Source organism: Pseudomonas fjordensis (genome assembly GCF_976987115.1).
In genome coordinates, this window is sequence record NZ_OZ336860.1 from 5232364 (window position 1) to 5258038 (window position 25675).

21 protein-coding genes are annotated in these 25675 nt (G+C 61.5%); 18 read left to right on the plus strand and 3 right to left on the minus strand.

The annotated features are described in order from the left end of the window. From ACWHXD_RS23875 to ACWHXD_RS23895, 5 genes are all read left to right on the plus strand, one after another. Complete coding sequence (locus tag ACWHXD_RS23875) at nucleotides 1–300, plus strand: YciI family protein (RefSeq protein ID WP_098950522.1); 300 nt, start codon at nucleotides 1–3, stop codon at nucleotides 298–300. Between the two features lie 100 nt (nucleotides 301–400). Beyond that, the gene (locus tag ACWHXD_RS23880; protein ID WP_003193803.1) at nucleotides 401–1078 is read left to right on the plus strand and encodes a response regulator transcription factor; all 678 of its coding nucleotides are present in this window, start codon (nucleotides 401–403) and stop codon (nucleotides 1076–1078) included. A 247-nt stretch (nucleotides 1079–1325) separates the two neighbouring features. Continuing rightward, a complete protein-coding gene (locus tag ACWHXD_RS23885; protein ID WP_032895550.1) occupies nucleotides 1326–1784 on the plus strand; it encodes an LTXXQ domain protein in 459 nt (152 codons plus the stop codon). A 65-nt stretch (nucleotides 1785–1849) separates the two neighbouring features. After that, nucleotides 1850–3196 carry a sensor histidine kinase gene (locus tag ACWHXD_RS23890; RefSeq protein WP_138762294.1) on the plus strand — a complete coding sequence of 449 codons (1347 nt, stop codon included), beginning with the start codon at nucleotides 1850–1852 and terminating at the stop codon, nucleotides 3194–3196. Between the two features lie 37 nt (nucleotides 3197–3233). Further along, nucleotides 3234–4583 (plus strand): CoA transferase, encoded by a 1350-nt coding sequence (locus tag ACWHXD_RS23895; RefSeq protein WP_138762293.1) that lies wholly within the window; start codon nucleotides 3234–3236, stop codon nucleotides 4581–4583. Nucleotides 4584–4687: 104 nt separating this feature from the next. Here the strand turns inward: ACWHXD_RS23895 and ACWHXD_RS23900 are convergent, their stop codons facing one another. Both ACWHXD_RS23900 and arcD (ACWHXD_RS23905) read right to left on the minus strand, forming a co-directional pair. Then, on the minus strand, nucleotides 4688–5539 hold the full coding sequence (locus ACWHXD_RS23900; RefSeq protein WP_032895546.1) for a DNA-3-methyladenine glycosylase family protein: 852 nt from the start codon (nucleotides 5537–5539) through the stop codon (nucleotides 4688–4690). Then, nucleotides 5536–6963, minus strand: coding sequence for an arginine-ornithine antiporter (gene arcD / locus ACWHXD_RS23905; protein ID WP_032895544.1), 1428 nt, complete (start codon nucleotides 6961–6963; stop codon nucleotides 5536–5538). Before arcD (ACWHXD_RS23905) ends, ACWHXD_RS23900 begins: the two co-directional genes overlap by 4 nt. Nucleotides 6964–7359: 396 nt before the next feature. On the opposite strand from arcD (ACWHXD_RS23905), the gene arcD (ACWHXD_RS23910) reads away from it, so the two are divergent. From arcD (ACWHXD_RS23910) to ACWHXD_RS23965, 12 genes are all read left to right on the plus strand, one after another. Further along, nucleotides 7360–8787 carry an arginine-ornithine antiporter gene (arcD, locus tag ACWHXD_RS23910; RefSeq protein ID WP_032895542.1) on the plus strand — a complete coding sequence of 476 codons (1428 nt, stop codon included), beginning with the start codon at nucleotides 7360–7362 and terminating at the stop codon, nucleotides 8785–8787. Nucleotides 8788–8811: 24 nt separating this feature from the next. Continuing rightward, on the plus strand, nucleotides 8812–10068 hold the full coding sequence (gene arcA, locus ACWHXD_RS23915; RefSeq protein WP_138762292.1) for an arginine deiminase: 1257 nt from the start codon (nucleotides 8812–8814) through the stop codon (nucleotides 10066–10068). A 12-nt stretch (nucleotides 10069–10080) separates the two neighbouring features. Continuing rightward, nucleotides 10081–11091 (plus strand): ornithine carbamoyltransferase, encoded by a 1011-nt coding sequence (locus ACWHXD_RS23920; protein WP_003193818.1) that lies wholly within the window; start codon nucleotides 10081–10083, stop codon nucleotides 11089–11091. Between the two features lie 154 nt (nucleotides 11092–11245). Then, on the plus strand, nucleotides 11246–12175 hold the full coding sequence (arcC, locus tag ACWHXD_RS23925) for a carbamate kinase (protein WP_032895541.1): 930 nt from the start codon (nucleotides 11246–11248) through the stop codon (nucleotides 12173–12175). An 18-nt stretch (nucleotides 12176–12193) separates the two neighbouring features. Further along, on the plus strand, nucleotides 12194–12556 hold the full coding sequence (locus ACWHXD_RS23930) for a DUF5064 family protein (protein WP_138762291.1): 363 nt from the start codon (nucleotides 12194–12196) through the stop codon (nucleotides 12554–12556). A 171-nt stretch (nucleotides 12557–12727) separates the two neighbouring features. Further along, complete coding sequence (gcsR, locus tag ACWHXD_RS23935) at nucleotides 12728–14236, plus strand: transcriptional regulator GcsR (protein ID WP_138762290.1); 1509 nt, start codon at nucleotides 12728–12730, stop codon at nucleotides 14234–14236. 413 nt (nucleotides 14237–14649) lie between these two features. Then, on the plus strand, nucleotides 14650–15033 hold the full coding sequence (gene gcvH, locus ACWHXD_RS23940) for a glycine cleavage system protein GcvH (RefSeq protein ID WP_098950519.1): 384 nt from the start codon (nucleotides 14650–14652) through the stop codon (nucleotides 15031–15033). A gap of 10 nt (nucleotides 15034–15043) precedes the next feature. Next, the gene (gene gcvP, locus ACWHXD_RS23945; RefSeq protein ID WP_138762289.1) at nucleotides 15044–17881 is read left to right on the plus strand and encodes an aminomethyl-transferring glycine dehydrogenase; all 2838 of its coding nucleotides are present in this window, start codon (nucleotides 15044–15046) and stop codon (nucleotides 17879–17881) included. A gap of 158 nt (nucleotides 17882–18039) precedes the next feature. Beyond that, complete coding sequence (locus ACWHXD_RS23950) at nucleotides 18040–19416, plus strand: L-serine ammonia-lyase (RefSeq protein ID WP_138762288.1); 1377 nt, start codon at nucleotides 18040–18042, stop codon at nucleotides 19414–19416. Between the two features lie 39 nt (nucleotides 19417–19455). Then, nucleotides 19456–20580, plus strand: a complete 1125-nt coding sequence (gcvT, locus tag ACWHXD_RS23955; protein ID WP_138762287.1) for a glycine cleavage system aminomethyltransferase GcvT — start codon at nucleotides 19456–19458, stop codon at nucleotides 20578–20580. A gap of 391 nt (nucleotides 20581–20971) precedes the next feature. After that, nucleotides 20972–21184, plus strand: a complete 213-nt coding sequence (locus tag ACWHXD_RS23960; protein WP_007253000.1) for a cold-shock protein — start codon at nucleotides 20972–20974, stop codon at nucleotides 21182–21184. Between the two features lie 94 nt (nucleotides 21185–21278). Beyond that, nucleotides 21279–21767, plus strand: coding sequence for an RDD family protein (locus ACWHXD_RS23965; protein WP_032902749.1), 489 nt, complete (start codon nucleotides 21279–21281; stop codon nucleotides 21765–21767). Between the two features lie 557 nt (nucleotides 21768–22324). On the opposite strand, the gene nadA is transcribed toward ACWHXD_RS23965, so the two are convergent. Beyond that, nucleotides 22325–23383 carry a quinolinate synthase NadA gene (gene nadA, locus ACWHXD_RS23970; protein WP_003193840.1) on the minus strand — a complete coding sequence of 353 codons (1059 nt, stop codon included), beginning with the start codon at nucleotides 23381–23383 and terminating at the stop codon, nucleotides 22325–22327. A 471-nt stretch (nucleotides 23384–23854) separates the two neighbouring features. On the opposite strand from nadA, the gene ACWHXD_RS23975 reads away from it, so the two are divergent. Further along, entirely contained in the window at nucleotides 23855–25570 is a 1716-nt protein-coding gene (locus ACWHXD_RS23975) for a ShlB/FhaC/HecB family hemolysin secretion/activation protein (RefSeq protein ID WP_138762286.1), read from the plus strand. Nucleotides 25571–25675 lie beyond the last annotated feature (105 nt).

The following is a 25675-nucleotide window of genomic DNA, read 5'->3' on the forward strand; positions in this document are numbered from 1 at the left end:
ATGCTCTACGCCATCATTGCCACCGACGTTGCCCACTCGCTGGAAAAACGCCTGAGCGTACGCCCGGCCCACGTCGAGCGCCTCAAACAGCTGCAAGCCGAAGGCCGCATCGTACTGGCCGGCCCGCACCCGGCCGTCGACAGCAATGACCCGGGCGACGCCGGGTTCACCGGCAGCCTGATCGTGGCCGAGTTCGCCTCCCTGGCCGACGCCGAGGCCTGGGCCAAGGCAGACCCTTACGTTGCAGCAGGCGTCTACGCCGATGTGGTGATCAAGCCGTTCAAGCAAGTCTTGCCTTGAGCCCGGCTGCGTCGAACCTAATCGTTTCGGCGTACTCATAATGGCTCACGGCGTCACCGGTGGGGCCTTCGCCGCCGACAATGGCTAAATTGAGTGAGTCATGAGCGAGCTGTTACTGATAGATGATGACCAGGAGCTCTGTGAGCTGCTGACCAGTTGGCTGAGCCAGGAAGGTTTCCAGGTGCGCGCCTGCCACGATGGCTTGAGCGCCCGTAAAGCCTTGGCCGACAGTGCGCCTGCGGCCGTCGTGCTCGACGTGATGCTGCCCGACGGCAGCGGCCTGGAGCTGCTCAAGCAATTGCGCAACGACCACCCGGAGCTGCCGGTGCTGATGCTCTCGGCCCGAGGCGAACCCCTGGACCGCATCCTCGGCCTGGAACTGGGCGCCGACGACTACCTGGCCAAGCCCTGCGACCCGCGTGAGCTGACGGCGCGCCTACGCGCCGTATTACGCCGCAGCCACCCGGCCGCGGTGTCGACCCAACTGGAACTGGGCGACCTGTGCTTCAGCCCGGTGCGCGGCGTGGTCAGCATCGATGAACAGGAGTTCGCCCTCACCGTCTCCGAAAGCCGCCTGCTCGAAGCCCTGCTGCGCCAACCGGGCGAGCCCCTGGACAAACAGGAACTGGCGCAGATCGCCCTGGGCCGCAAGCTGACCCTGTATGACCGCAGCCTGGACATGCACGTCAGCAACCTGCGCAAAAAGATCGGCCCACACCCCGATGGCCGGCCACGGATCGTGGCGTTGCGTAGCCGTGGTTACTACTACAGCCTCTAAACACAATACAGCCCCCTGTAGGAGCGAGCTTGCTCGCGAAAAACGCCAACGATAACGCAGGCATCCTGATTAAACGCGGTGCCTATACGTTCTTCGCGAGCAAGCTCGCTCCTACAGAGACCGGGTTTTGTCAGTGCCTATCAACCCCGTCTTTACCGAAGCTTTACCCTCCCCTGACCGCCGCTGACCTTGCTCTGCGTAACCTACTCACATCCGGACTCACCGGAATAGAGACAGGAGAATCACCATGCGCAAGACCCTTATCGCTTTGATGTTCGCCACCGCCCTGCCCACCGTTGCCATGGCAATGCCGGAAGGCCCAGGCCCGATGGGTGGGCCTGAAAGCCGCATGATGGGTGGCCCAGGCCACGGTGAACACGGCCCGCGTGGCAAAGGCGGCCCGTTCAGCCAGCTGGACTTGAGCAAGGAACAGCGTGAGCAGATCCGCAAGCTGATGGGTGACCAATGGCACGCCCGCAAAGACCTGACCCAAAAGTACCTGGACAAACTCCCGGCCGCCGACCAGAAGGCCATGCAGGACGAAATCGCCGCCGGCAAGCAGAAAACCCAGGCCGATATTCGTGCGGTGCTTAAGCCCGACCAACAGAAGAAGTACGACGATATCGTCAAGAAGCAAGCCGAGCGCCGCGCCGAATGGAAAGAGTTCCAGGCCTGGAAAGCCCAGCAAGCGCAAAAAGCGCAATAATGGCCTAGCTTCACCCCCAGCCCAGTGGTTCACGCCGCTGGGCTTTTCCTGTTTGAGGGTTTCCTGTGCGTTCATTGTTCTGGCGTATCCTGGCGAGTTTCTGGCTGGCCATCGCCCTGGTTGCCGGGTTATCGATCCTGCTTGGGCACATGCTCAACCAGGACGCCTGGATTCTCAGCCGCCACCCTGGGCTCAACAACCTGGCCCAGGAGTGGACGCAGCTCTACGAAACCCAGGGCGAAGACGCCGCCCAGGACTTGTTGCAGCAGCGCAAACGCCAGTACCACATCGACGTGCAAGTGCTTAACGAAAGCGGCGACCCGGTGGTGCGCGGCACCTTCCCGCGTCGCGCCGCCGCCTTCGAAGCCCGCCAGAACGACAGCCAGGACGGCCACCTGCCCTGGCGGCGCCTGACCGCCGAGTACACCAGCGCCAAAACCGGCGATACCTACCTGCTGATTTACCGTATTCCTCACCCGGAGCTGGACGCCTGGCACCGCAGCAGCCTGCTGTGGCCGCTCAGTGCATTGGCGATTACCCTGGTGGTGCTGACCCTGTTCAGCCTGCTGGTGACCTTGTCCATCACCCGCCCGCTCAGCCGTCTGCGCGGCGCAGTGCATGACCTGGGGCAAACCACCTATCAACAGAACAGCCTGGCGCAACTGGCCAACAGGCGTGATGAGTTCGGCGTGCTGGCCAACGACTTCAACCGCATGGGCGCGCGCTTGCAAAGCCTGATCGGCAGCCAGCGCCAGTTGCTGCGCGACGTCTCCCACGAACTGCGCTCGCCCCTGGCGCGCTTGCGTATCGCCCTGGCCCTGGCCGAACGCGCCAGCCCCGAAGAACGGGAAAAACTCTGGCCGCGCCTGACTCGCGAATGCGATCGCCTGGAAGCCTTGATCAGCGAAATCCTGGTATTGGCACGGGTCGACGCCGACAACGCCAGCGCCGAAGACATCGACCTCAACCCGTTGCTTAAAACGCTGCAAAAGGACGCCCAACTCAGTGCCCCCGAGCAAGTGGTGCAACTGACGACTGCCAATGATTTGCAGCTCAAAGGCTGGCCGACCATGATCGAACGCGCCGTGGACAACCTGCTGCGCAATGCCCAGCGCTTCAACCCGGCTGGCCAACCGATTGAATTGCAGGCCCAGCATCAAGGCGGGCGCATTCTGATCAGCGTACGCGACCACGGCCCCGGCGTTGAAGCCGAGCACCTGAGCCAATTGGGCGAGCCGTTCTACCGTGCGCCCGGCCAAACCGCCCAAGGCCATGGCCTGGGCTTGGCCATCGCCCGTCGCGCTGCCGAGCGCCATGGCGGCAACCTGATCCTGGCCAACCACCCCGAAGGCGGTTTTATCGCCAGCATCGAACTGCCCTTGATCCCTGGGGTTGCCACACCAGCGGGATGATCTTCTATAGTGGCCCTTCTCTTACGGAGGGCCTTTGATGACTGACCTGCTGACTCCCATCCAAGCCGCACTCGCTCTACCGCACGCCCCACTGCCCCAGACACAGGCCGGTGCCTTGCCCTCGACCTTTGCCGTGACTGACTTGGCGGCCGCCAGCATCGGCGCCGCCGGCCAGGCCGTCGCCCAGTTGATTGAGCAACAAACCGGGCGCCTGCCCAGTGTCAGCGTGGATCGGCGCCTGGCCTCGTTGTGGTTCTCCTCGTCGATTCGCCCCGTGGGTTGGCAAGTGCCGCCGTTGTGGGACCCGGTAGCGGGTGACTACGCCAGCGCCGATGGCTGGATTCGCTTGCACACCAACGCGCCCCATCATCGTGCAGCGGCCGAGCGGGTATTGGGACCTGCCGCTGATCGCGCAGCCATGACGAGCAAAGTCGCAACCTGGAAAGCCGCCGAACTGGAACAGGCGGTGGTCGATGCGGGCGGTTGTGCGGCGCAGATGCGTAGCTGGCAAGCCTGGCAGCAGCATCCTCAAGGCTTGGCAGTGAACGCCGAGGCGTTGATCCAGCGCCAGGTCTTCGAACCCGGCATCGACAAACCCTGGCTCGGTTCCGCAGCGCGCCCACTGGCCGGCATCAAGGTGCTGGATTTGACCCGGGTGCTAGCCGGCCCGGTGGCCAGTCGTTTCCTCGCGGGCTTGGGCGCCGACGTACTGCGCATCGACTCGCCCACCTGGAACGAACCTGGCGTGGTGCCGGAGATGACGTTGGGTAAACGCTGCGCCCGTCTTGACCTAAAGAGCCAGGAAGGCCGACAGGTGTTCGAAGCATTGCTCAAGGACGCCGACATCCTGTTCCACGGCTACCGCGCCGATGCCCTGGAGCAACTGGGTTACACCCTTGGCGAGCGGCAACACATCGCCCCCGGCCTGATCGACGTCAGCCTAAACGCCTACGGTTGGAACGGCCCATGGCGCAATCGTCGTGGCTTTGACAGCCTGGTGCAGATGAGCAGCGGGATTGCCGAGGCCGGCATGGCCTGGAAACAGACGGATAAACCACTGCCGCTACCGGTACAAGCGCTGGATCACGCCACCGGCTACTTGATGGCCGCCAGTGCGATCCGGGCGTTGACCGAGCGCCTGGAATCCGGACGCGGCGGGTCGGCGCGTTTGTCGTTGGCGCGCACGGCGAAGTTGCTGGTGGAGGCCGGGCAAGTGCCACAGCAAGCGGCATTGCGCGAAGAAGACATCAATGACCAAGGCCTGGTCGTGGAGCAGACAGCCTGGGGCCAGGCCCATCGGCTACTGGCGCCGCTGAGTATCAGTGGCACGCCGTTGCAGTGGGATTTACCGGCGGTGGAACTGGGCTCGCACCGGCCTCAGTGGTGACTAATACCCTGTAGGAGCGAGCTTGCTCGCGAAGGTCGCCAACGATAACGCGGGAAACCTGATACACAGCGGCGTTCTCAGGTTTTTCGCGAGCAAGCTCGCTCCTACAGGGTTGTCCACAAATGCTGCGCCGCATACGCCCTCAACGGCCGCCACGCCTCGGCCCGCGCCAATAACTGCCGGGCCGACACTGGCCCACCTTCCAAAGCCGCCAAAGCATTGATCAGCCCGATGTCCCCCGGCGCAAACGCATCCGCCTCGCGCAACTGGCGCATGGCGATGTACTGCGCGGTCCACTCTCCAATCCCCGGCAACGCCACCAGCCGTGCCACGCCATCCTTGAGGCTGGCCTTGGGTTCGAAAAGCTGAGGATCATCCAACAGCGCCTGGGCCACACCAGACAAGGTGCGGCCCCGCGCCTTGGGCATGCCCAGTGTGGCAAGGTCCGCCGCCGCCAGCACTTCAGGTGTCGGAAACAGGTGGGTAATACCGGCGTGCGGGGTTGGCAGCGCCTGGCCATACTGCGCCACGAGCTTGCCCGCCAGGCGAATCGCCGCCACCACGGTGATCTGCTGGCCCAGCACTGCACGAATCGCCAGTTCCAACCCATCCCAGGTGCCAGGCAACCGCAGGCCAGGGCGAGCCACAACCAGTTGCGCCATCAGAGGGTCCTGCGCCAATTGCGCGTTGATTACCTCAGGCACGGCATCCAGATCAAACATCCTGCGCAAGCGCCGCTCGATCTCAGGCATGGCGGCAGGCTCGGGAAAGTCGACCGTCACCTCCAGCCAATCCCCCGCCCCCGGTTCGACGCTGATCCAGCCATGGCGCCCTGCCACACTGATGCTGCGTCGATACACGCCGGCGACCACGGTTTCCAACCCGGTAATCGCCCGCGCCGACAGGAACCCCAGCATCGCCGCCCAGTCGTAGGGCGGTTGATACGCCAATCTCACAGTGACAATACCCCGCTATACAGCCCATACGCGGCGAACCCGGCGCCCGCGATCACGCCGCTGAAAATGCCTTTTTCCACGGTGGTAAACAAGGGTTGGCCCTGCTCGCGCTTGGCCAAGGCAAACAGGATCACACCCGGTGCGTACAACAGCGCCGACAGCAGCAAGTACTTCAAGCCCCCCGCATACAGCAGCCAGATCGCGTAGCCAAGGGCAACCAGCCCCACCAGCAGATCTTTCATGCGCCGGCGCTGCCAGCCGGCATAGGTTTCGCCGCGCGCGCTCAATAGCACCGCATAGGCCGCCGACCACAAATAAGGTACCAGGATCATCGACGATGCCAGGTAGATCAGGGTGGTGTAGGTGCTGGCTGAAAACAGCGTGATCACCAGGAATGCCTGGATCATCACGTTGGTCAGCCATAAGGCATTGACCGGCACCTGATTGGCGTTTTCCTTCTTCAGGAACGCCGGCATGGTCTTGTCCTGGGCGGTGGCATAGAGGATTTCCGCGCACAGCAGCGCCCAGGAGAGCAACGCCCCGAGCAACGAAACCGCCAGGCCGAGGCTGATCAATACCGCGCCCCAAGGCCCGACGATATGCTCCAACACACCGGCCAGGGACGGGTTCTGCAACTGTGCCAACTCCGGCTGGCTCATGATGCCCAGGGACAGCACGTTCACCAGCACCAGCAAGGCCAGCACGCCCACGAAACCAATCACCGTGGCGCGCCCCACGTCCGAGCGTTTCTGTGCTCGCGCCGAGTACACACTGGCACCTTCAATGCCGATAAATACAAACACGGTGACCAGCATCATGTGGCGCACCTGCTCGACCACGCTGCCCATCTGCGGGTTGCCCAGGCCCCAGATATCGCGGGTGAAGATATCCGCCTTGAATGCAACCGCAGCGATCACGATAAACATCAACAGCGGCACGATCTTCGCCACCGTCGTCACCTGGTTGATAAACGCCGCCTCTTTGATGCCGCGCATCACCAGAAAATGCACCGCCCACAGCAACAGCGACGCGCAGCCGATGGCCAGCGGGGTATTGCCCTGGCCGAACGCCGGAAAAAAGTAGCCGAGGGTGCTGAACAGCAAGACGAAATAACCGACGTTACCCATCCACGCACTGATCCAGTAACCCCAGGCAGACGAAAATCCCATGTAGTCGCCGAAACCCGCCTTGGCGTACGCATACACCCCGGAATCCAGTTCGGGCTTACGGTTCGCCAACGTCTGGAACACAAAGGCCAAGGTCAGCATGCCGATGGCGGTGATTGCCCAGCCGATCAGTATGGCGCCCACCTCGGCACGGGCGGCCATGTTCTGCGGCAACGAAAAAATCCCACCGCCAATCATCGAGCCCACCACCAGGGCGATCAGGGCACTGAGCCGAAGTTTCTGGGCGGGTTGGGACATGCAGGTTCCTCAAAATAAACGGTTGGGCGACAACTGCGCACACAAGTAATTCAGATTAATGACGTTGTCATAACATAAGGATATGTAAAGGCCGGAAGTTTAGGCTTATTTAGAATTTAAATACGTCAATTATGAAGCGATAGTCAAACAACGTACAAAAAATTTGCACATTCGCAAATAAGAACTAGCGTCAACACCCATGCCCTCGACCAAATGATTAACCACAAAGCAGATAGCCCTCTAGCAAGCGCCTTTGCGGGACTTGCTCGCCCGCAAAATCTCACCCTAAGTCGTTAATTCACAATGGAATGTGCCAATGAAGTGATCTGAGTCAGCTGTTTGATTAGCGCACGGAATTATTCTGTGGTCTCTCTTCTCCTGCATTGGAGTCATGCAATGTCTGAAACTCCCGGAAAACTTCGATTAGGCGCCCTGGTCGCACTTGTCGTCGGCTCGATGATTGGCGGTGGCATCTTTTCATTGCCACAAAACATGGCCGCCAGCGCCGATGTCGGTGCGGTGTTGATTGGCTGGGTGATTACCGCCATCGGCATGTTGACCCTCGCCTTCGTGTTCCAGACCCTCGCCAACCGCAAGCCCGACCTCGACGGCGGGGTGTACGCCTACGCCAAGGCCGGTTTCGGCGACTACATGGGTTTTTCATCCGCCTGGGGTTACTGGATCAGCGCCTGGCTGGGCAACGTCGGCTACTTCGTCTTGCTGTTCAGCACCCTGGGCTACTTCTTTCCGGTCTTTGGCGAAGGCAATACGCCTACGGCGGTGATCGCTGCGTCAGTGCTGTTATGGGCCGTGCATTTTCTGGTGCTGCGCGGGATCAAGGAAGCCGCATTCATCAACCTGGTCACCACCGTCGCCAAGGTGGTGCCGCTGCTGCTGTTCGTGCTCATCGCGCTGTTCGCGTTCAAGCTGGACATCTTCACCGCTGACATCTGGGGCGTGAAAAACCCGGACCTGGGCAGTGTGATGAACCAGGTGCGTAACATGATGCTGGTCACCGTGTGGGTGTTTATCGGCATCGAAGGCGCGAGCATCTTCTCGTCCCGTGCCGAAAAACGCAGCGACGTAGGCAAGGCCACCGTGATCGGCTTTATCACCGTGCTGCTGTTCCTGATGCTGGTGAACGTGCTGTCCCTGGGGATCATGACCCAACCGGAACTGGCCAAGCTGCAGAACCCGTCGATGGCCGCCGTGCTGGAGCATGTGGTGGGCCACTGGGGCGCGGTGCTGATCAGCGTGGGCTTGATCATCTCGCTGCTTGGCGCGCTGCTGTCTTGGGTGCTGCTGTGTGCGGAGATCATGTTCGCCGCCGCCAAAGACCACACCATGCCGGAGTTCCTGCGCAAGGAAAACGCCAACCATGTGCCGGTCAACGCGCTGTGGCTGACCAACGCAATGGTGCAGATATTCCTGGTGATCACGCTGTTTTCCGCCAGCACGTACCTGTCGCTGATCTACCTCGCCACCTCGATGATCCTGGTGCCTTACCTGTGGTCGGCGGCCTACGCCCTGCTGCTGGCGGTGCGCGGCGAGACCTACGAGAACGCCCTCAAAGAGCGCAAGAAAGACCTGTTCATCGGCGCCATCGCCCTGATCTATGCGATCTGGCTGCTGTATGCCGGCGGCACCAAATACCTGCTGCTCTCCGCCCTGCTCTACGCCCCTGGCGCGATTCTGTTCGCCAAGGCCAAGCGTGAACTGGGCAAACCGATTTTCACCCCCGTCGAGAAGCTGATTTTCGCCGCAGTGGTCATTGGCGCCCTGGTGGCGGCCTATGGGCTCTACGACGGCTTCCTGACCCTGTAATTGTTGTTCACTGGAGGATCTGTAATGACCACGGAAAAAGTGAAGTACGGCGTACATTCCGAAGCCGGCAAACTGCGCAAAGTCATGGTGTGCTCCCCAGGCTTGGCCCACCAGCGGCTGACCCCCAACAACTGCGACGAACTGCTGTTCGATGACGTGCTGTGGGTGGCCCAGGCCAAGCGCGACCACTTCGACTTCGTGACCAAGATGCGCGAGCGGGACATTGATGTGCTGGAAATGCACAACCTGCTCACCGACATCGTCGCCAACCCCGAAGCGCTGGACTGGATCCTGGAGCGCAAGATCACCGCCAACACCGTAGGCCTGGGCCTGGTCGACGAAGTCGGCTCGTGGCTGCGCAGCCTGGAGCCGCGCAAAATCAGCGAGTACCTGATCGGCGGCGTGTCGGCCGACGATCTGCCGAGCAGCTTCGGTGGCAAGACCATCGAGATGTTCCGCGATTTTCTCGGCCACGCCAGTTTCATCCTGCCGCCGCTGCCCAACACCCAGTTCACCCGCGACACCACCTGCTGGATCTACGGCGGCGTGACGCTCAACCCGATGTACTGGCCGGCGCGACGTCAGGAAACCCTGCTGACCAGCGCCATCTATAAATTCCACCCGGAGTTCACCAACGCGGACTTCCAGATCTGGTACGGCGACCCCGACCAGGAACATGGCGCCGCGACGCTCGAAGGCGGCGACGTGATGCCGATTGGCAACGGCGTGGTATTGATCGGCATGGGCGAACGCTCATCCCACCAAGCCATCGGCCAACTGGCGCGTAGCCTGTTCCAGAACAAAGCCGTGGAGCGCGTCATCGTGGCCGGCCTGCCCAAATCCCGCGCGGCGATGCACCTGGACACCGTGTTCAGCTTCTGCGACCGCGACCTGGTCACCGTCTTCCCCGAAGTGGTCAACCAGATCGTGCCGTTCACCCTGCGCCCGGACGAGAGCAAGCCCCACGGCATCGACATCCAGCGCGAGAAAACCAACTTCCTCGAAACCGTGGCCGCAGCCCTCAACCTCAAGGCCCTGCGCGTGGTCGAGACCGGCGGCAACAGCTTCGCCGCCGAACGCGAGCAATGGGATGACGGCAACAACGTGGTGGCCGTGGAGCCGGGCGTGGTGATTGGCTACGACCGCAACACCTACACCAACACCCTGCTGCGCAAGGCCGGTGTGGAAGTCATCACCATCAGCGCCGGTGAACTCGGCCGTGGCCGTGGCGGCGGCCACTGCATGACCTGCCCGATCATCCGCGACCCTATCGACTACTAAGGAGATTCCATCATGGCTTTCAATATGCGCAACCGCAGCCTGCTGTCGCTGATGCACCACACCACCCGCGAGCTGCATTACCTGCTGGACCTGTCCCGTGACCTCAAGCGCGCCAAATACACCGGCACCGAGCGTCCGCACCTGCAGGGCAAGAACATCGCGCTGATCTTCGAAAAAACCTCGACCCGCACTCGCTGTGCCTTCGAAGTCGCGGCCCACGACCAAGGCGCCCACGTCACCTATATCGACCCGGTGTCGTCGCAGATCGGCCACAAAGAAAGCATGAAAGACACCGCCCGCGTACTGGGCCGGATGTTCGATGCCATTGAATACCGTGGCTTTGAGCAGGAAATCGTCGAAGAACTGGCCAAGTTCGCAGGCGTGCCAGTGTTCAACGGCCTCACCGCCGAATTCCACCCGACCCAGATGATCGCCGACACCCTGACCATGCGCGAACACAGCGACAAGCCGCTGCATGACATCAGCTACGCGTACCTGGGGGACGCCCGCTACAACATGGGTAACTCGCTGCTGATGATCGGCGCCAAGCTCGGCATGGACGTGCGCATCGGCGCGCCGAAAGCGCTGTGGCCCCATGAAGATTTCATCAAGGAGTGCCAGGCGTTCGCCGAGGAAAGCGGCGCACGCATCACCATCACCGAAGACCCTGCAGAGGCCGTGAAGGGCGTGGACTTCATCCACACCGATATCTGGGTGTCCATGGGCGAACCGGTGGAAGCGTGGGACGAGCGCATCGAGCAACTGCTGCCGTACCAGGTCAACGCCAAGATGATGAAAGCCTCGGGCAACCCTCGGGTGAAATTCATGCATTGCCTGCCGGCGTTCCACAACAGTGAAACCAAGGTCGGCAAGGACATTGCGGCGCGCTATCCGCACCTGGCCAATGGCGTGGAAGTGACCGAAGAGGTGTTCGAGTCGCCAGCCAATATCGCCTTCGAGCAGGCGGAAAACCGCATGCATACCATCAAGGCGATTCTGGTGTCGGCGTTGGCAGACATTTAATTTCCACGGTGTGAACACCGTCAGTGTGGGAGCTGGCTTGCCTGCGATAGCGGTGGGTCTGGCAACAGCAGGTCGCCTGCCAGGCCCTCATCGCAGGCAAGCCAGCTCCCACATTGACCGAGGTGTTCATGCGTTCCCTGAAAGGACATTCTGTATGCGCATCGTCGTAGCCCTGGGCGGCAACGCCCTCCTGCGTCGTGGTGAACCCATGACCGCAGACAATCAACGGGCCAACATCCGTATCGCCACCGAACAGATCGCCAAGATCCACCCCGGCAACGAACTGGTGATCGCCCACGGCAATGGCCCGCAAGTGGGCCTGCTGTCGTTGCAGGCAGCGGCCTATACCAGCGTCTCGCCTTACCCGCTGGACGTGCTGGGCGCCGAGACCGAGGGCATGATCGGTTACATCATCGAACAGGAACTGGGCAACCTGCTGGACTTTGAAGTGCCGTTCGCCACCCTGCTCACCCAAGTGGAAGTGGACGCCAAAGACCCGGCCTTCCAGAACCCCACCAAGCCCATCGGCCCGGTGTACGCCAAAGCCGAAGCCGAGAAACTCGCCGCCGAAAAAGGCTGGGCCATCGCGCCCGACGGCGACAAATACCGCCGCGTGGTCGCCAGCCCGCGCCCCAAACGCATCTTCGAAATCCGCCCGATCAAATGGCTGCTGGAGAAAAAAGCCATCGTGATCTGCGCCGGTGGTGGCGGCATCCCGACGATGTATGGCGAAGATGGCAAGCTGCGCGGCATTGAAGCCGTGATCGACAAAGACCTGTGTTCCTCCTTGCTGGCCACGCAACTGGAAGCTGATTTGCTGGTGATCGCCACCGACGTCAACGCCGCCTTTATCGACTTCGGCAAGCCCACCCAGAAGGCCATCGGCCAGGCCCACCCGGACGACATGGAAAAACTCGGCTTCGCTGCCGGCTCCATGGGCCCCAAGGTCCAAGCCGCCTGCGAGTTCGCCCGCCAGACTGGCAAAACCGCGGTGATCGGTTCACTCTCGGACATCGAAGCCATCGTCCAGGGCAGCGCCGGCACCCGCATCAGCACGGCAACACCTGGCATCACCTACCTGTGAAGTTGAGGAGAAACGCCTATGGCTATCTTTGAACCCGGCCACCTGCATATCGAGCGACACGCGCTGAACAAGGACGATGTCAGCTACGACCTGTGCCTGGACTACGAAGTCTTCACGGATGAGCGCGAAGGCAAAGGCATGCAGTTCACTCTGCATGGGAGCATTCAGGGCAAGGCCATGAAGGAGACCTTTTTCCTGCCCAAGGACCAGGCCTACAACTTCGCCAGCAATGTGACCAAGATTGTCGAAAAATACGGCATTCCCAAGACCCATAGCAGCGTCGGCTCGCAGCACAAGTATTACGATCAGATGTTCGAGGATGTGCGCAAGCAGTTGGATATGAAATCCGGCGACCCGGTCAAACCCGAACACCTGGAATAAAAACACCGCAAATCCCTTGTGGGAGCGGGCTTGCTCGCGAATGCGGTGGATCAGTCAATAACCGGTTGACTGACCCACCGCATTCGCGAGCAAGCCCGCTCCCACATTTTGATCTCCACTCGCTCCAAGGCATACTTGCCGCCTCTGCTCTTCAGAATTGCCAATCGCCCCATGCGTATCCACGTCAGCTTCATCGACCGCGTCGGCATCACCCAGGAAGTCCTGGCCTTGCTCGGTGGGCGCAATCTCAATCTGGATGCGGTGGAGATGGTGCCGCCCAATGTCTATATCGATGCGCCGACCCTCAGCGCCGAAGTGCTCGAAGAACTGCGCGACGCGTTGTTCAGCGTGCACGGCGTGCAGGCGGTAAAGGTCGTCGACATTCTTCCCGGCCAGCGCCGCCACTTGCAACTCGACGCCCTGCTGGCGGCCATGACCGACCCGGTACTGGCCCTGGACAGCGCGGGCAAGATTTTGCTGGCCAACCCGGCATTGATCGCCTTGTACGGCCGTGAACCGGCCGGCGAAAGCATCGCCGAGCTGTTCGATGATGCGGCCTTGCTGGAGACCCTGCTGGAGCAGGGCTTTCGCTTGCCGCTGCGCGAGATCAGCGTCAACGGCCAGACCTTGCTGCTGGGCGCCACGCCGATCACCGACGCCGGCGCCCTGCTCACCCTCTACCAGCCCAACCGTATCGGCGAACAACTCTCTGCGCTGCACCATGACCACGCCGAAGGGTTTGATGCACTGCTGGGCGAGTCGCCGGCGATCCGCACGCTCAAGGCGCGGGCGCAACGGGTGGCGGCGCTGGATGCACCGCTGCTGATCCAGGGCGAAACCGGTACCGGCAAAGAGCTGGTGGCCCGCGCCTGCCACGCCATCAGCACGCGTCACAGTGCGCCGTTTCTGGCGCTGAACTGCGCGGCACTGCCGGAAAACCTCGCCGAAAGCGAATTGTTCGGCTATGCGCCCGGCGCCTTTACCGGCGCGCAACGCGGTGGCAAACCGGGGCTGATGGAGCTGGCGAACCAGGGCACGGTGTTTCTCGATGAGATCGGTGAAATGTCGCCGTACCTGCAAGCCAAGCTGCTGCGCTTTCTCAATGACGGCAGCTTTCGCCGCGTGGGCGGCGACCGCGAAGTAAAGGTCAATGTGCGCATCCTCAGCGCCACCCACCGCGACCTGGAAAAGATGGTCAGCGAAGGCACCTTTCGCGAAGACCTGTTCTACCGCCTCAACGTGCTCAATGTCGCCGTACCGCCCTTGCGTGAACGCGGCCAGGACATCCTGCTGCTGGCGCGCTACTTCATGCAGCAAGCCTGCGCGCAGATCCAGCGCCCGGTCTGCCGCCTGGCGCCGGGTACTTATCCAGCCCTGCTCGGAAACCACTGGCCGGGCAACGTGCGGCAGTTGCAAAACGTGATCTTCCGCGCTGCCGCCATCTGCGAAAGCAGCCTGGTGGACATCGGCGACCTGGACATCGCCGGCACCTCCGTGGCGCGCCAGAGCGATGGTGAAGTCGACAGCCTGGAACAGGCCGTGGAAGATTTCGAGCGCAGCCTGCTGGAAAGCCTCTACAGCCGCTACCCCTCGACCCGCCAACTGGCCAGCCGCTTGCAAACCTCCCACACGGCGATCGCCCACCGCCTGCGCAAGTACGGCATACCCAACAAACCCTGAGCCATGCTTTATCCACTGTAGGAGCGAGCTTGCTCGCGAAAAACCCGAGGGCGCCAGGTTCATCCAGGCTTCCCGCGTCATCGTTGACGATTTTCGCGAGCAAGCTCGCTCCTACAATGGGCGCATTACAGTTTTGGTCTGAGAACGACATTCCGTGTACTGAAAGCGCTACAGCGTAACGATATCGCTACAACCCCGTTTTTTGCGCGCCATGCAAGGCTTTGATCCACATAGGCTTTTTTTCCTGCGCCCAACTGTAGCGAAATCGCTACAGCTCGTTACGCCCACTTTATCGCCGAATCCTTTAAGCACTTGATATATAACGACTTAATAACATTGGCCGCGATATTGCTAAGCAACTCCCCATCATTCCAATCCCGTCCACCAGACGATTCTGGCCCTGAGGAGTTTCCATGAGCGAGTTGCGTTTCACTGAAGATCACGAATGGCTGCGCGCCGAAGCCGATGGCAGCGTCACCGTGGGTATCACCGCGTTTGCGCAGAACGCGCTGGGTGATGTGGTTTTCGTGCAACTGCCGGAGTTGCAGGCCTATGCCAAGGGCGCCGAAGCCTCCACCGTGGAGTCGGTCAAAGCCGCCAGCGGTGTGTACATGCCGTTGGACGGTGAAGTCCTCGAAGTCAACGACAAGCTCGATGGCAGCCCGGAACTGGTCAACGAAGACCCGATGGGCGAAGGCTGGTTCTTCCGCTTTAAACCCGCCGATGCCGATGCAGTGGCTAAGCTGTTGGATCAGGATGCGTACGACCGCCTGATCAAAGCCAACGCTGAAGCTTGAGGAGCGCGCCATGACCGTTAATCTGACCACCGCCAACGAATTCATCGCCCGCCACATCGGCCCGCGCCAGGCAGATGAGCAGCAAATGCTCGCCAGCCTGGGGTTTGATTCCCTCGAAGGCCTGAGCGCCAGCGTGATCCCGGAAAGCATCAAGGGCACCAGCGTACTCGGCCTGGAAGACGGCCTGAGCGAAGCCGAGGCCCTGGCCAAGATCAAGGCCATCGCCAGCCAGAACCAACTGTTCAAGACCTACATCGGCCAGGGCTACTACAACTGCCACACGCCGTCGCCGATCCTGCGCAACCTGTTGGAAAACCCGGCCTGGTACACCGCCTACACGCCGTACCAACCCGAGATTTCCCAAGGCCGCCTGGAAGCCCTGCTCAACTTCCAGACCCTGATCAGCGACCTCACCGGCCTGCCGATCGCCAACGCCTCCCTGCTCGACGAAGCCACTGCCGCCGCCGAAGCCATGACCTTCTGCAAGCGCCTGAGCAAGAACAAAAGCAGCCACGCGTTCTTCGCATCGGTGCACAGCCATCCGCAAACCCTCGACGTGCTGCGCACCCGTGCCGAGCCACTGGGCATCGATGTGGTGGTGGGCGATGAGCGCGAACTGACCGACGTCAGCCCGTTCTTCGGCGCCCTGCTGCAATACCCGGCCAGCAACGGCGACGTGTTCGACTATCGCGAACTGACCGAACGCTTCCACGCCGCCAACGCACTGGTCGCCGTGGCCGCCGACCTGCTGGCCCTGACCCTGCTGACGCCGCCAGGCGAATTCGGCGCCGACGTCGCCATTGGCAGCGCACAGCGCTTTGGCGTGCCACTGGGCTTCGGTGGCCCACACGCGGCGTACTTCTCCACCAAGGATGCGTTCAAGCGCGACATGCCAGGCCGTCTGGTCGGCGTTTCCGTCGACCGCTTCGGCAAGCCGGCCCTGCGCCTGGCCATGCAGACCCGCGAGCAACATATCCGCCGCGAGAAAGCCACCAGCAACATCTGCACTGCCCAAGTGCTGCTGGCCAACATCGCCAGCATGTACGCCGTGTACCACGGCCCCAAAGGCCTGACCCAGATCGCCCAGCGCATTCACCAGTTGACCGCGATCCTGGCCAAAGGCTTGACGGCCCTGGGCCAGAAGGTCGAGCAGGCCCACTTCTTCGACACCCTGACAATCCACACCGGCGCTCACACTGCCGCCCTGCACGACAAGGCCCGCGCCCAGCGCATCAACCTGCGTGTAGTGGACGGCGAGCGCGTTGGCCTGTCGGTCGACGAAACCACCACCCAGGGCGATATCCAGGCCTTGTGGGCGATCTTCGCCGACGGCAAAACCCTGCCAGCCTTTACTGCCACCGACAGCACCCTGCCGAGCGCTTTGCTGCGCCAGTCGCCGATCCTCAGCCACCCGGTGTTCAACCGCTATCACTCGGAAACCGAGCTGATGCGCTACCTGCGCAAACTGGCCGACAAGGACCTGGCACTGGACCGCACCATGATCCCGCTGGGCTCGTGCACCATGAAGCTCAACGCCGCCAGCGAAATGATCCCGGTGACCTGGGCCGAGTTCGGCGCCCTGCACCCATTCGCCCCCGCCGCGCAAAGCGCCGGCTACCAGCAACTGACCAGCGAACTGGAAGCCATGCTCTGTGCGGCCACCGGTTACGACGCGATCTCCTTGCAGCCCAACGCTGGTTCACAGGGTGAATACGCGGGCCTGTTGGCCATCCGTGCCTATCACCAGAGCCGTGGCGAAGAACGTCGCGACATCTGCCTGATCCCGTCGTCAGCCCACGGCACCAACCCGGCCACCGCCAACATGGCCGGCATGCGCGTGGTGGTCACCGCTTGCGACGCCCGCGGCAACGTCGACATCGAAGACCTGCGCGCCAAGGCCATCGAGCACCGCGAGCACCTCGCCGCGCTGATGATCACCTACCCGTCCACCCACGGGGTGTTCGAGGAAGGTATCCGCGAAATCTGCGGGATCATTCACGACAACGGCGGCCAGGTGTACATCGACGGCGCCAACATGAACGCGATGGTTGGCCTGTGCGCACCGGGCAAGTTCGGCGGCGACGTGTCCCACCTGAACCTGCACAAAACCTTCTGCATCCCCCACGGCGGTGGCGGCCCGGGCGTTGGCCCGATTGGCGTCAAGTCGCACCTCACGCCGTTCCTGCCCGGCCACGCAGCCATGGAACGCAAGGAAGGCGCGGTGTGCGCCGCGCCGTTCGGCAGCGCCAGCATTCTGCCAATCACCTGGATGTACATCAGCATGATGGGCGGCGCCGGCCTCAAGCGCGCGTCGCAGTTGGCGATCCTGAATGCCAACTACATTTCCCGTCGCCTGGAAGAGCACTACCCCGTGCTGTACACCGGCAGCAATGGCCTGGTGGCCCACGAATGCATCCTGGACCTGCGCCCGTTGAAAGACAGCAGCGGCATCAGCGTGGACGACGTGGCCAAGCGCCTGATCGATTTTGGTTTCCACGCGCCGACCATGTCGTTCCCGGTGGCTGGCACCTTGATGATCGAGCCGACCGAAAGTGAATCCAAGGAAGAACTGGACCGCTTCTGCGACGCCATGATCGCCATCCGCGAAGAGATTCGCGCGGTGGAAAACGGCACCCTCGACAAAGACGACAACCCGCTCAAGAACGCGCCGCACACGGCAGCGGAACTGGTGGGCGAATGGAGCCACCCTTACAGCCGTGAACAAGCGGTGTACCCGGTAGCATCGTTGATCGAAGGCAAGTACTGGCCGCCGGTTGGCCGGGTCGACAACGTGTTTGGCGATCGCAACCTGGTGTGTGCGTGCCCGTCGATCGAGAGCTACGCCTGATAATGCCCCACCTGTAGGAGCGAGCTTGCTCGCGAAGAACCTGAGATCGCCGCTCAAACCTGATTGAACGTGGCGCCTGTGAGTTTTTCGCGAGCAAGCTCGCTCCTACAGAGAAAGGGTGGATTGGGCTTCCAATAATAAGAAACCGGAGAACAACCATGTCCCTTAGCGTGTTCGACCTGTTCAAGATTGGCATCGGCCCCTCCAGTTCCCACACCGTCGGCCCGATGCGCGCCGCCGCTCGATTCGTCGAGGGGCTCAAGCGTGACAACCTGCTGGAGGCCACCACCGGCATCAAGGTGGAACTCTACGGATCGCTGGGCGCCACCGGCAAAGGCCACGGCAGCGACAAGGCCGTGCTGCTGGGCCTGGAAGGCGAACACCCAGACACCGTGAATACCGAAACCGTGGCTGCACGCCTGGCGCAGATGCGCAGCGACGGGCGCCTCAACCTGCTCGGCGAACACAGCATTGCGTTCAACGAGAAAGAACACCTGGCGATGATTCGCAAGCCCCTTGCCTACCATCCCAACGGCATGATTTTTCGTGCCTTTGACGCCGCTGGCATCCAGATCCGCAGCCGCGAGTATTACTCGGTCGGTGGCGGTTTCGTGGTGGATGAAGACGCCGCGGGCGCCGACCGTATCGTCGAAGACGCCACACCCCTGACCTTCCCGTTCAAACACGCCAAGGACTTGCTTGGCCATTGCACCACCTATGGCCTGTCTATCAGCCAGGTGATGCTGACAAATGAAAGCGCCTGGCGCCCGGAATCGGAAACCCGCAGCGGGTTGTTGAAGATCTGGCAGGTCATGCAGGACTGCGTCGATGCCGGCTGTCGCAATGAAGGCATCTTGCCCGGAGGCTTGAAGGTCAAGCGCCGGGCAGCGGCCTTGCACCGGCAGCTGTGCAAGAACCCGGAGTCGGCGCTGCGCGACCCGCTGTCGGTGCTCGATTGGGTCAACCTGTATGCGCTGGCAGTCAACGAAGAAAACGCCAATGGCGGGCGCGTAGTCACCGCGCCCACCAACGGCGCGGCCGGGATCATTCCCGCCGTGCTGCATTACTACATGCGTTTTATCCCCGGCGCGAACGAAGACGGCGTGGTGCGCTTTTTGCTCACCGCCGCCGCCATCGGCATTTTGTACAAGGAAAACGCTTCGATCTCAGGCGCCGAAGTCGGGTGCCAGGGCGAAGTCGGCGTGGCCTGTTCCATGGCCGCAGGCGCACTCTGCGAAGTGCTGGGCGGCAGCGTGTCCCAAGTAGAAAACGCCGCCGAGATCGGCATGGAACACAACCTCGGCCTGACCTGCGACCCGATTGGCGGGCTGGTGCAGGTGCCGTGCATCGAGCGCAATGCCATGGGCTCGGTGAAGGCGATCAATGCCGTGCGCATGGCCCTGCGCGGCGACGGCCAGCATTTTGTGTCCCTCGACAAGGTCATCCGCACCATGCGCCAGACCGGCGCCGACATGAAAAGCAAATACAAGGAAACCGCCCGTGGCGGTTTGGCGGTCAACATTATCGAGTGCTGACGCCCACAAGCGCGTCGGCACGTTTTTCAGGAGCTGAATATGTCCACCGAAACCCTGTTGAAAACCCCATTGCATGCCCTGCACCTGGAACTGGGCGCGCGCATGGTGCCCTTCGCCGGCTACGACATGCCGGTGCAGTACCCCTTGGGCGTGATGAAAGAACACCTGCACACCCGTGAACAGGCCGGGTTGTTCGACGTGTCCCACATGGGCCAGATTCGCCTCACCGGCGCAAATGCCGCCAAGGCCCTGGAAACCCTGGTACCCGTCGATATCATCGACCTGCCGGTGGGCATGCAGCGCTATGCGATGTTCACCAATGAGCAAGGCGGCATCCTCGACGACCTGATGGTTGCCAACCTGGGTAACGACGAGTTGTTCCTGGTGGTCAACGCCGCGTGCAAGGACCAGGACCTGGCGCACCTGCGCGCACATATCGGCGACCAATGCACCATCGAACCGCTGTTCGAAGAACGCGCCCTGCTGGCCCTGCAAGGCCCGGCGGCGGTGAAAGTATTGGCGCGCCTGGCCCCTGAAGTCACCCAGATGACGTTCATGCAATTTGCCACCCTGCGTTTGCTGGGCGTGGACTGCTACGTCAGCCGCTCCGGCTACACCGGTGAAGACGGTTTTGAAATCTCCGTGCCAGCGGCCAATGCCGAGAGCCTGGCCCGCAGCCTGTTGGCCGAAACCGAAGTGCAGGCCATCGGCCTGGGTGCCCGCGATTCGCTGCGCCTGGAAGCCGGCCTGTGCCTGTACGGCCACGACATGAACACCGACACCACCCCGATCGAAGCCAGCCTGCTGTGGGCGATCTCCAAGGCCCGGCGTGCCGATGGCGCGCGCGCCGGCGGCTTCCCCGGCGCCGACCGCATCTTCACCCAGCAGCAAACCGGTGTGGCGCGCAAACGCGTAGGCCTGCTGCCGCAGGAGCGTACCCCGGTGCGTGAAGGCGCAGAAATCGTCGATGCCCAGGGCACTGTAATCGGCAGCGTGTGCAGCGGCGGCTTTGGCCCCACCTTGGGCGGCCCCTTGGCGATGGGTTACCTGGACAGCGCATTTGTCGCACTGGATACCGAAGTTTGCGCAATGGTACGTGGGAAAAAGGTGCCACTACGTGTAAGCAAAATGCCATTCGTTCCGCAACGTTACTACCGCGGTTGATTGACTGTTTCTATAAGTAACGCGGTTGCGTTAACGTGCACTAAACTGTAACGCAACCGCCATAAAACAGTGCATTCACGATAGGCGTTTTTATAGCTGATGCCCTATAACAAGTGAGCAACTCTATCGAATAAGCCGACACCCGAACATTCAACAAAGTGTCAAGACCCAGTAAAATCAAGGCCTTCCCCAGGGCTTGTTTTTTTCATCTTAGTTGGCGTAGAGTTTGCCCACTGTGTTTGCATGGGTCGCTTGGAACCTGGACCTGGGCAGTAGCTGAAGTAGTTGCTACAACCCGTTCGACGTCTCTTAACTTTCCTGCAACCCAGCCCAGTACTCTTTCGTGTGAAAGGGGCTGTCATTAATTTTTAGCGTCAAAGGAAAGAAGAAAATGGCTGAGCGTCAGAGCGGTACCGTCAAGTGGTTCAACGACGAGAAAGGGTTTGGTTTTATCACTCCTGAAAGCGGCCCGGATCTGTTCGTGCATTTCCGTGCTATTCAGGGCAACGGCTTCAAAAGCCTGAAGGAAGGCCAGAAGGTCACCTTCGTTTCAGTTCAAGGCCAGAAAGGCTTGCAGGCTGACGAAGTCCAAGCAGAAGGCTGATCCTTCCTGCGACAAAAAGCCCCTGATATGACATCAGGGGCTTTTTTATGGGCGCCATTGCGTAAACTGCGTGCTTTCTCCAGAGAGCCCTGCCATGTCCAAACCCCTGTTGAGCCCCCAGGGCGAATTCCCCGCCGTTGGCCTGGGCCGTCGCCTGGCAGCGATGTTCTACGACTTTCTTTTATGCACCGCCCTGCTGATCGTCACGGCGTTTATCTACAAGCTGGTGTGGATCGCCTTCGTGGGCGAAGCGAAGATGCGCACGCTCACCGAATCCGGCGCGCTGGACGGTGACCCGTTGCTGTCGACTCTGCTGCTGTTCGTGCTGTTTGGGTTCTTCGCCAAGTTCTGGACCCATTCCGGGCAAACCCTGGGCATGCAGGTGTGGGGCGTGCGCGTGCAAAACGCTGACGGGTCACGGATCAGCCTGTGGCAGGCATTGTTGCGTTTTGTGGTGTCGATTGCGTCATGGTTGTGTGTGGGGTTGGGGTTTATCTGGTCGTTGTTCGATAAACATAAACGCAGCTGGCATGACATCTATTCAGATACGCAACTGGTGCGGATCCCGAAGCAAAAGAAGTAATTCAAGCGCATCGCAGATCAACTGTGGGAGCTGGCTTGCCTGCGATGACGGCCTGACAGCCGCCCCATATCTACCTGACACCCCACGATCCAACTGTGGGAGCGGGCTTGCTCGCGAAGGCGGCCTGGCGGTCAACACAGTTGGACAGGGTACATATCCGTTATTTAGGTAACGGCCACTTAGGGTTCCGCCCTGACGGCGGCTCACTTTTGAAAAGCGCAAAAGTAAGCAAAACGCTCTTGCCCCACCACTCGGCACCTCGCTTAGGCTCGGTGTGCCCGTAATCCGCCAGTGATTTGGGGGGCCGCCGCCACGCGCCATCCTTGGCGCGGGGCGGCTAAACCGGCATCCCTGCCGGTTTACCCCCCAAATCACTGTCGAATTCCGGCCAGCGTGGTTTGACGGGGCGCCTAAGATCAAAAGCAGATCAAGATCAAGAGCGGCTCGCTTCGCATCGTGGTTACCGTCGGCTGCTACAGGCTACAAAGTTGTGTAGATACCTAATGGCTATCGCAGGCAAGCCAGCTCCCACATTTTGATCAGTGCTCAGTCTCAGATCAGGCGTTGCCGGCCAGCTTTAACCGGGCTGCCTGGGTAAAGTCGAGCATGCGCTTAAGCGGCCGTACCGCCTGCGGAATTACCGCCGGTTCCACGAAGATCTCATTGCTGCCCTCACGCAAACACTGCAGCGTGCGCTCCAGCGTATTCATCGCCATCCACGGGCAGTGCGCGCAACTGCGGCAGGCTGCGCCGTTACCGGCGGTAGGCGCTTCGACGAAGACTTTGTCCGGGCACAGCTGCTGCATCTTGTAGAAGATGCCGCGGTCGGTGGCGACGATAAAGGTCTTGTTCGGCAAGCGTTGCGCAGCGGCGATCAGTTGGCTGGTGGAGCCCACTGCGTCCGCCAGTTCGATCACCGAGGTTGGTGACTCGGGGTGCACCAGGATCGCTGCATCCGGGTACAGCGCTTTCATGTCTTCAAGCTGCTTGGACTTGAACTCTTCGTGAACGATGCAGGCACCGTCCCACAGCAGCATGTCGGCGCCGGTCTGGCGCTGGATGTAAGTGCCCAGGTGTTTGTCCGGGCCCCAGATGATGGTCTCGCCGTTGTCCATCAGGCTCTCGACGATTTCCAGCGCGCAGCTGGAAGTCACCACCCAATCCGCCCGGGCTTTGACCGCCGCCGAGGTGTTGGCATACACCACCACGGTGCGCTCGGGGTGCTGATCGCAGAACGCGGAAAACTCATCCACCGGGCAACCCAGGTCCAGGGAGCAGGTGGCTTCCAGGGTCGGCATCAGGATGCGTTTTTCAGGCGTGAGGATCTTGGCGGTCTCGCCCATGAAGCGCACGCCGGCTACCAATACGGTTTTGGCCGGGTGGGCGGCGCCGAAGCGGGCCATCTCCAGGGAATCGGAAACACAGCCACCGGTTTCTTCGGCCAGGGCCTGAATCACCGGGTCGCAATAAAAGTGGGCAACCAGCACCGCGTCCTGAGCTTTGAGCTCGGCGGCGATGGCGGTTCGCAGGCTCGCCTCTTCGGCAGCGCTGAGCACCTTGGGCTGCTTGGCGTCGAGGTGGGCTTGAACCAGTAGGCGTTCGGAAATGTGCGTCATGTTCGCAAGACCTGCAGGCGCAGTAGCGCGAAAGTCGAGTGTACCACCGGCTCCGGAGCCCTTCGGGCGCCGCCGGACGAAGTGTTTTTGTTCATCAAGCACGGGTAAAGCTAAAGCTGCGCAAGGCTACAGAATATCCAATGGATTCAAAAGCCTAATCTGGTGACCCGGCAAAGTGCTCAATCCCTGGCCGTGAAACGCCGATTAGGTGACGCTCGCACAACAATCAAAACCGCCCCGGCCCCTCTCCCGCCTCTGAAAAATCAGGAATATCAGGTCCCCTCACCCCGACGCGCACTAAATTTGTGCATTTATGCACTGAATTACGCGATTTTTCTTACGTCTTGTGTAATAAATCCTACAGCGATGTAACAAACCGTCGACCACTCACTCAAGTAGGGCAATTACCGCTGAGTTCAACGTTGGCTCAGACGGTATGGATCGTGTGTATTTCTACGTTAAGGATGTCGAGTGCCAAACCTGCTCTCAACCGGACACTTGTGCTGTACCCGGAACCTGGGCATCGCCCTGCTCTGCTTGTGGGCGCTGCCCGTGGCTGGCGCCGAGGCGCCGCAGCCAGGCCAGGAAGCCCTGCGCTTGCAGCAGCAACAGCAACGCGACCTGCAGCAATTACAACTGGAGCAGCGCCAACGCCAGATGCAACGTGGCAGCTTCGGTACACCAGCGGCCACACCGGCCTTGCCCCCGGACATCGCCAAGGATGAACACTGCTGGCCCTTGAGCGGTACACGCCTGGCCGGGGTCACACTGTTCAGCCGTGCCCAGTTGAATAAACATATTGAGCCCTACGTGGCGCCTTGCATGGGCGTCACGCAGATCAACCGCCTGCTGGCCGAGATCACCCGGCTGTATGTCGAGGCCGGTTATATCGCCAGCCGCCCCTACCTGATCAGTGCGCCCGCCGCCGGGCAACCGTTGGATATTCACGTCGAAGAAGGCTACCTGGAAGCCGTCGAACTGGCCGACCAGAGCCTGCCGGTTTCATTGGGCGGGGCATTCCCCGGCATGCTCGGCAAACCCCTGAACCTACGAGACCTGGAACAGGGCCTGGACCAGCTCAATCGCCTGCGCTCGGTGGACCTTACCGCCGACATCGCCCCAGGCAGCACGGCGGGCGCGTCGCGCATCATCCTGCGCTCGCGCAGCAGTGCCTCGCGCTGGGCCCTGGGCCTGGGGGTGGATAACCTTGGCAGCGCTGGCACCGGGCGTGATCGCAATGCCATCAACTTGAGCCTGGACAGCCCGCTGCAAATCAACGACTCGCTCAACCTGAGCTTCAGCGACACGCTCAACCATGGGCCGCGCTACAGCCGCAGCCACAGCCTGTTTTATTCCATCCCCTACGGCTACTGGACCTACAGCCTGTTCGCCAGCCATGCCGAGTACCGCTCGCCGTTCAAGCTCAGCCGCACCACGTTTTACAACAGTGGCCGCACCGATCAGGTCAGCCTGCGCAGCGACCGGGTGTTGTGGCGCGACCAGGGCCACCAACTGAGCGCCAACCTGCAACTGGCCTACAAAGACGTCGACAGCTACCTGCAGAAGGTACACCTGGACATCCAGAGCCCCACGCTCACCGTGGCCGAAGCGGGCCTGAACCTGTTCTGGCTCAACAGCGCGGTGTGGAACCTGGACGTCAACTACGCCCAGGGCCTGACCTGGTTCGGCGCCGACCGGGATGCCGACCAAGTGCAGAAAAACCGGCCCAAGGCGCAGTTTCAAAAGTACCGCGCCAACCTCACCCAATGGCGCAACGGCCAATGGGCAGCGCAGCCGTGGCAGTGGCAAAGCCAGTTGTCGGTGCAATACAGCCCGGATGCATTGCCCGCCATCGAACAGCTGCTGATCACCGATGACTCGGCCGTGCGCGGCTACCGCGAAAACAGTACTTCCGGTGCCATTGGCGCGGTATGGCGCAACACCTTGCGCCTGCCGCTCAACACTGACTTGCCGGTGAAGCTCACCCCGCGCCTGGGCCTGGACAACGGCTGGGTCAAGCATGAACACGGCGCCCGGAGCCAACGCCTGAGCGGCGCCAGCGCGGGGCTCAACCTGAGCTGGAAGAACGTGCAGCTCGATGTCGATTACCAACGCAACCTCAACACCCCCACAGGTTTTCGCCAGGAGCCGGAGGTCTGGCTGACGCGCCTTAGCGTACAGATATGAGCCCACACCCGTGTTTAGCCTGAGTCACCGCCGTACCTGACCACTCCAGCAGCGTTGCAACGAACAACGCGCGTGGTGGATCAGCCAACACAGAGCGAGATTATT

What these genes read in the sequence shown, in the direction of transcription:
- ACWHXD_RS23875 (WP_098950522.1), top strand. Translation starts at nt 1, where the DNA reads ATGCTCTACGCCATCATTGCCACCGACGTTGCCCACTCGCTGGAAAAA.
- ACWHXD_RS23880 (WP_003193803.1), top strand. Translation starts at nt 401, where the DNA reads ATGAGCGAGCTGTTACTGATAGATGATGACCAGGAGCTCTGTGAGCTG.
- ACWHXD_RS23885 (WP_032895550.1), top strand. Translation starts at nt 1,326, where the DNA reads ATGCGCAAGACCCTTATCGCTTTGATGTTCGCCACCGCCCTGCCCACC.
- ACWHXD_RS23895 (WP_138762293.1), top strand. Translation starts at nt 3,234, where the DNA reads ATGACTGACCTGCTGACTCCCATCCAAGCCGCACTCGCTCTACCGCAC.
- arcD (WP_032895544.1), bottom strand. Translation starts at nt 6,963, where the DNA reads ATGTCCCAACCCGCCCAGAAACTTCGGCTCAGTGCCCTGATCGCCCTG.
- arcD (WP_032895542.1), top strand. Translation starts at nt 7,360, where the DNA reads ATGTCTGAAACTCCCGGAAAACTTCGATTAGGCGCCCTGGTCGCACTT.
- arcA (WP_138762292.1), top strand. Translation starts at nt 8,812, where the DNA reads ATGACCACGGAAAAAGTGAAGTACGGCGTACATTCCGAAGCCGGCAAA.
- ACWHXD_RS23920 (WP_003193818.1), top strand. Translation starts at nt 10,081, where the DNA reads ATGGCTTTCAATATGCGCAACCGCAGCCTGCTGTCGCTGATGCACCAC.
- arcC (WP_032895541.1), top strand. Translation starts at nt 11,246, where the DNA reads ATGCGCATCGTCGTAGCCCTGGGCGGCAACGCCCTCCTGCGTCGTGGT.
- ACWHXD_RS23930 (WP_138762291.1), top strand. Translation starts at nt 12,194, where the DNA reads ATGGCTATCTTTGAACCCGGCCACCTGCATATCGAGCGACACGCGCTG.
- gcsR (WP_138762290.1), top strand. Translation starts at nt 12,728, where the DNA reads ATGCGTATCCACGTCAGCTTCATCGACCGCGTCGGCATCACCCAGGAA.
- gcvH (WP_098950519.1), top strand. Translation starts at nt 14,650, where the DNA reads ATGAGCGAGTTGCGTTTCACTGAAGATCACGAATGGCTGCGCGCCGAA.
- gcvP (WP_138762289.1), top strand. Translation starts at nt 15,044, where the DNA reads ATGACCGTTAATCTGACCACCGCCAACGAATTCATCGCCCGCCACATC.
- ACWHXD_RS23950 (WP_138762288.1), top strand. Translation starts at nt 18,040, where the DNA reads ATGTCCCTTAGCGTGTTCGACCTGTTCAAGATTGGCATCGGCCCCTCC.
- gcvT (WP_138762287.1), top strand. Translation starts at nt 19,456, where the DNA reads ATGTCCACCGAAACCCTGTTGAAAACCCCATTGCATGCCCTGCACCTG.
- ACWHXD_RS23960 (WP_007253000.1), top strand. Translation starts at nt 20,972, where the DNA reads ATGGCTGAGCGTCAGAGCGGTACCGTCAAGTGGTTCAACGACGAGAAA.
- ACWHXD_RS23965 (WP_032902749.1), top strand. Translation starts at nt 21,279, where the DNA reads ATGTCCAAACCCCTGTTGAGCCCCCAGGGCGAATTCCCCGCCGTTGGC.
- nadA (WP_003193840.1), bottom strand. Translation starts at nt 23,383, where the DNA reads ATGACGCACATTTCCGAACGCCTACTGGTTCAAGCCCACCTCGACGCC.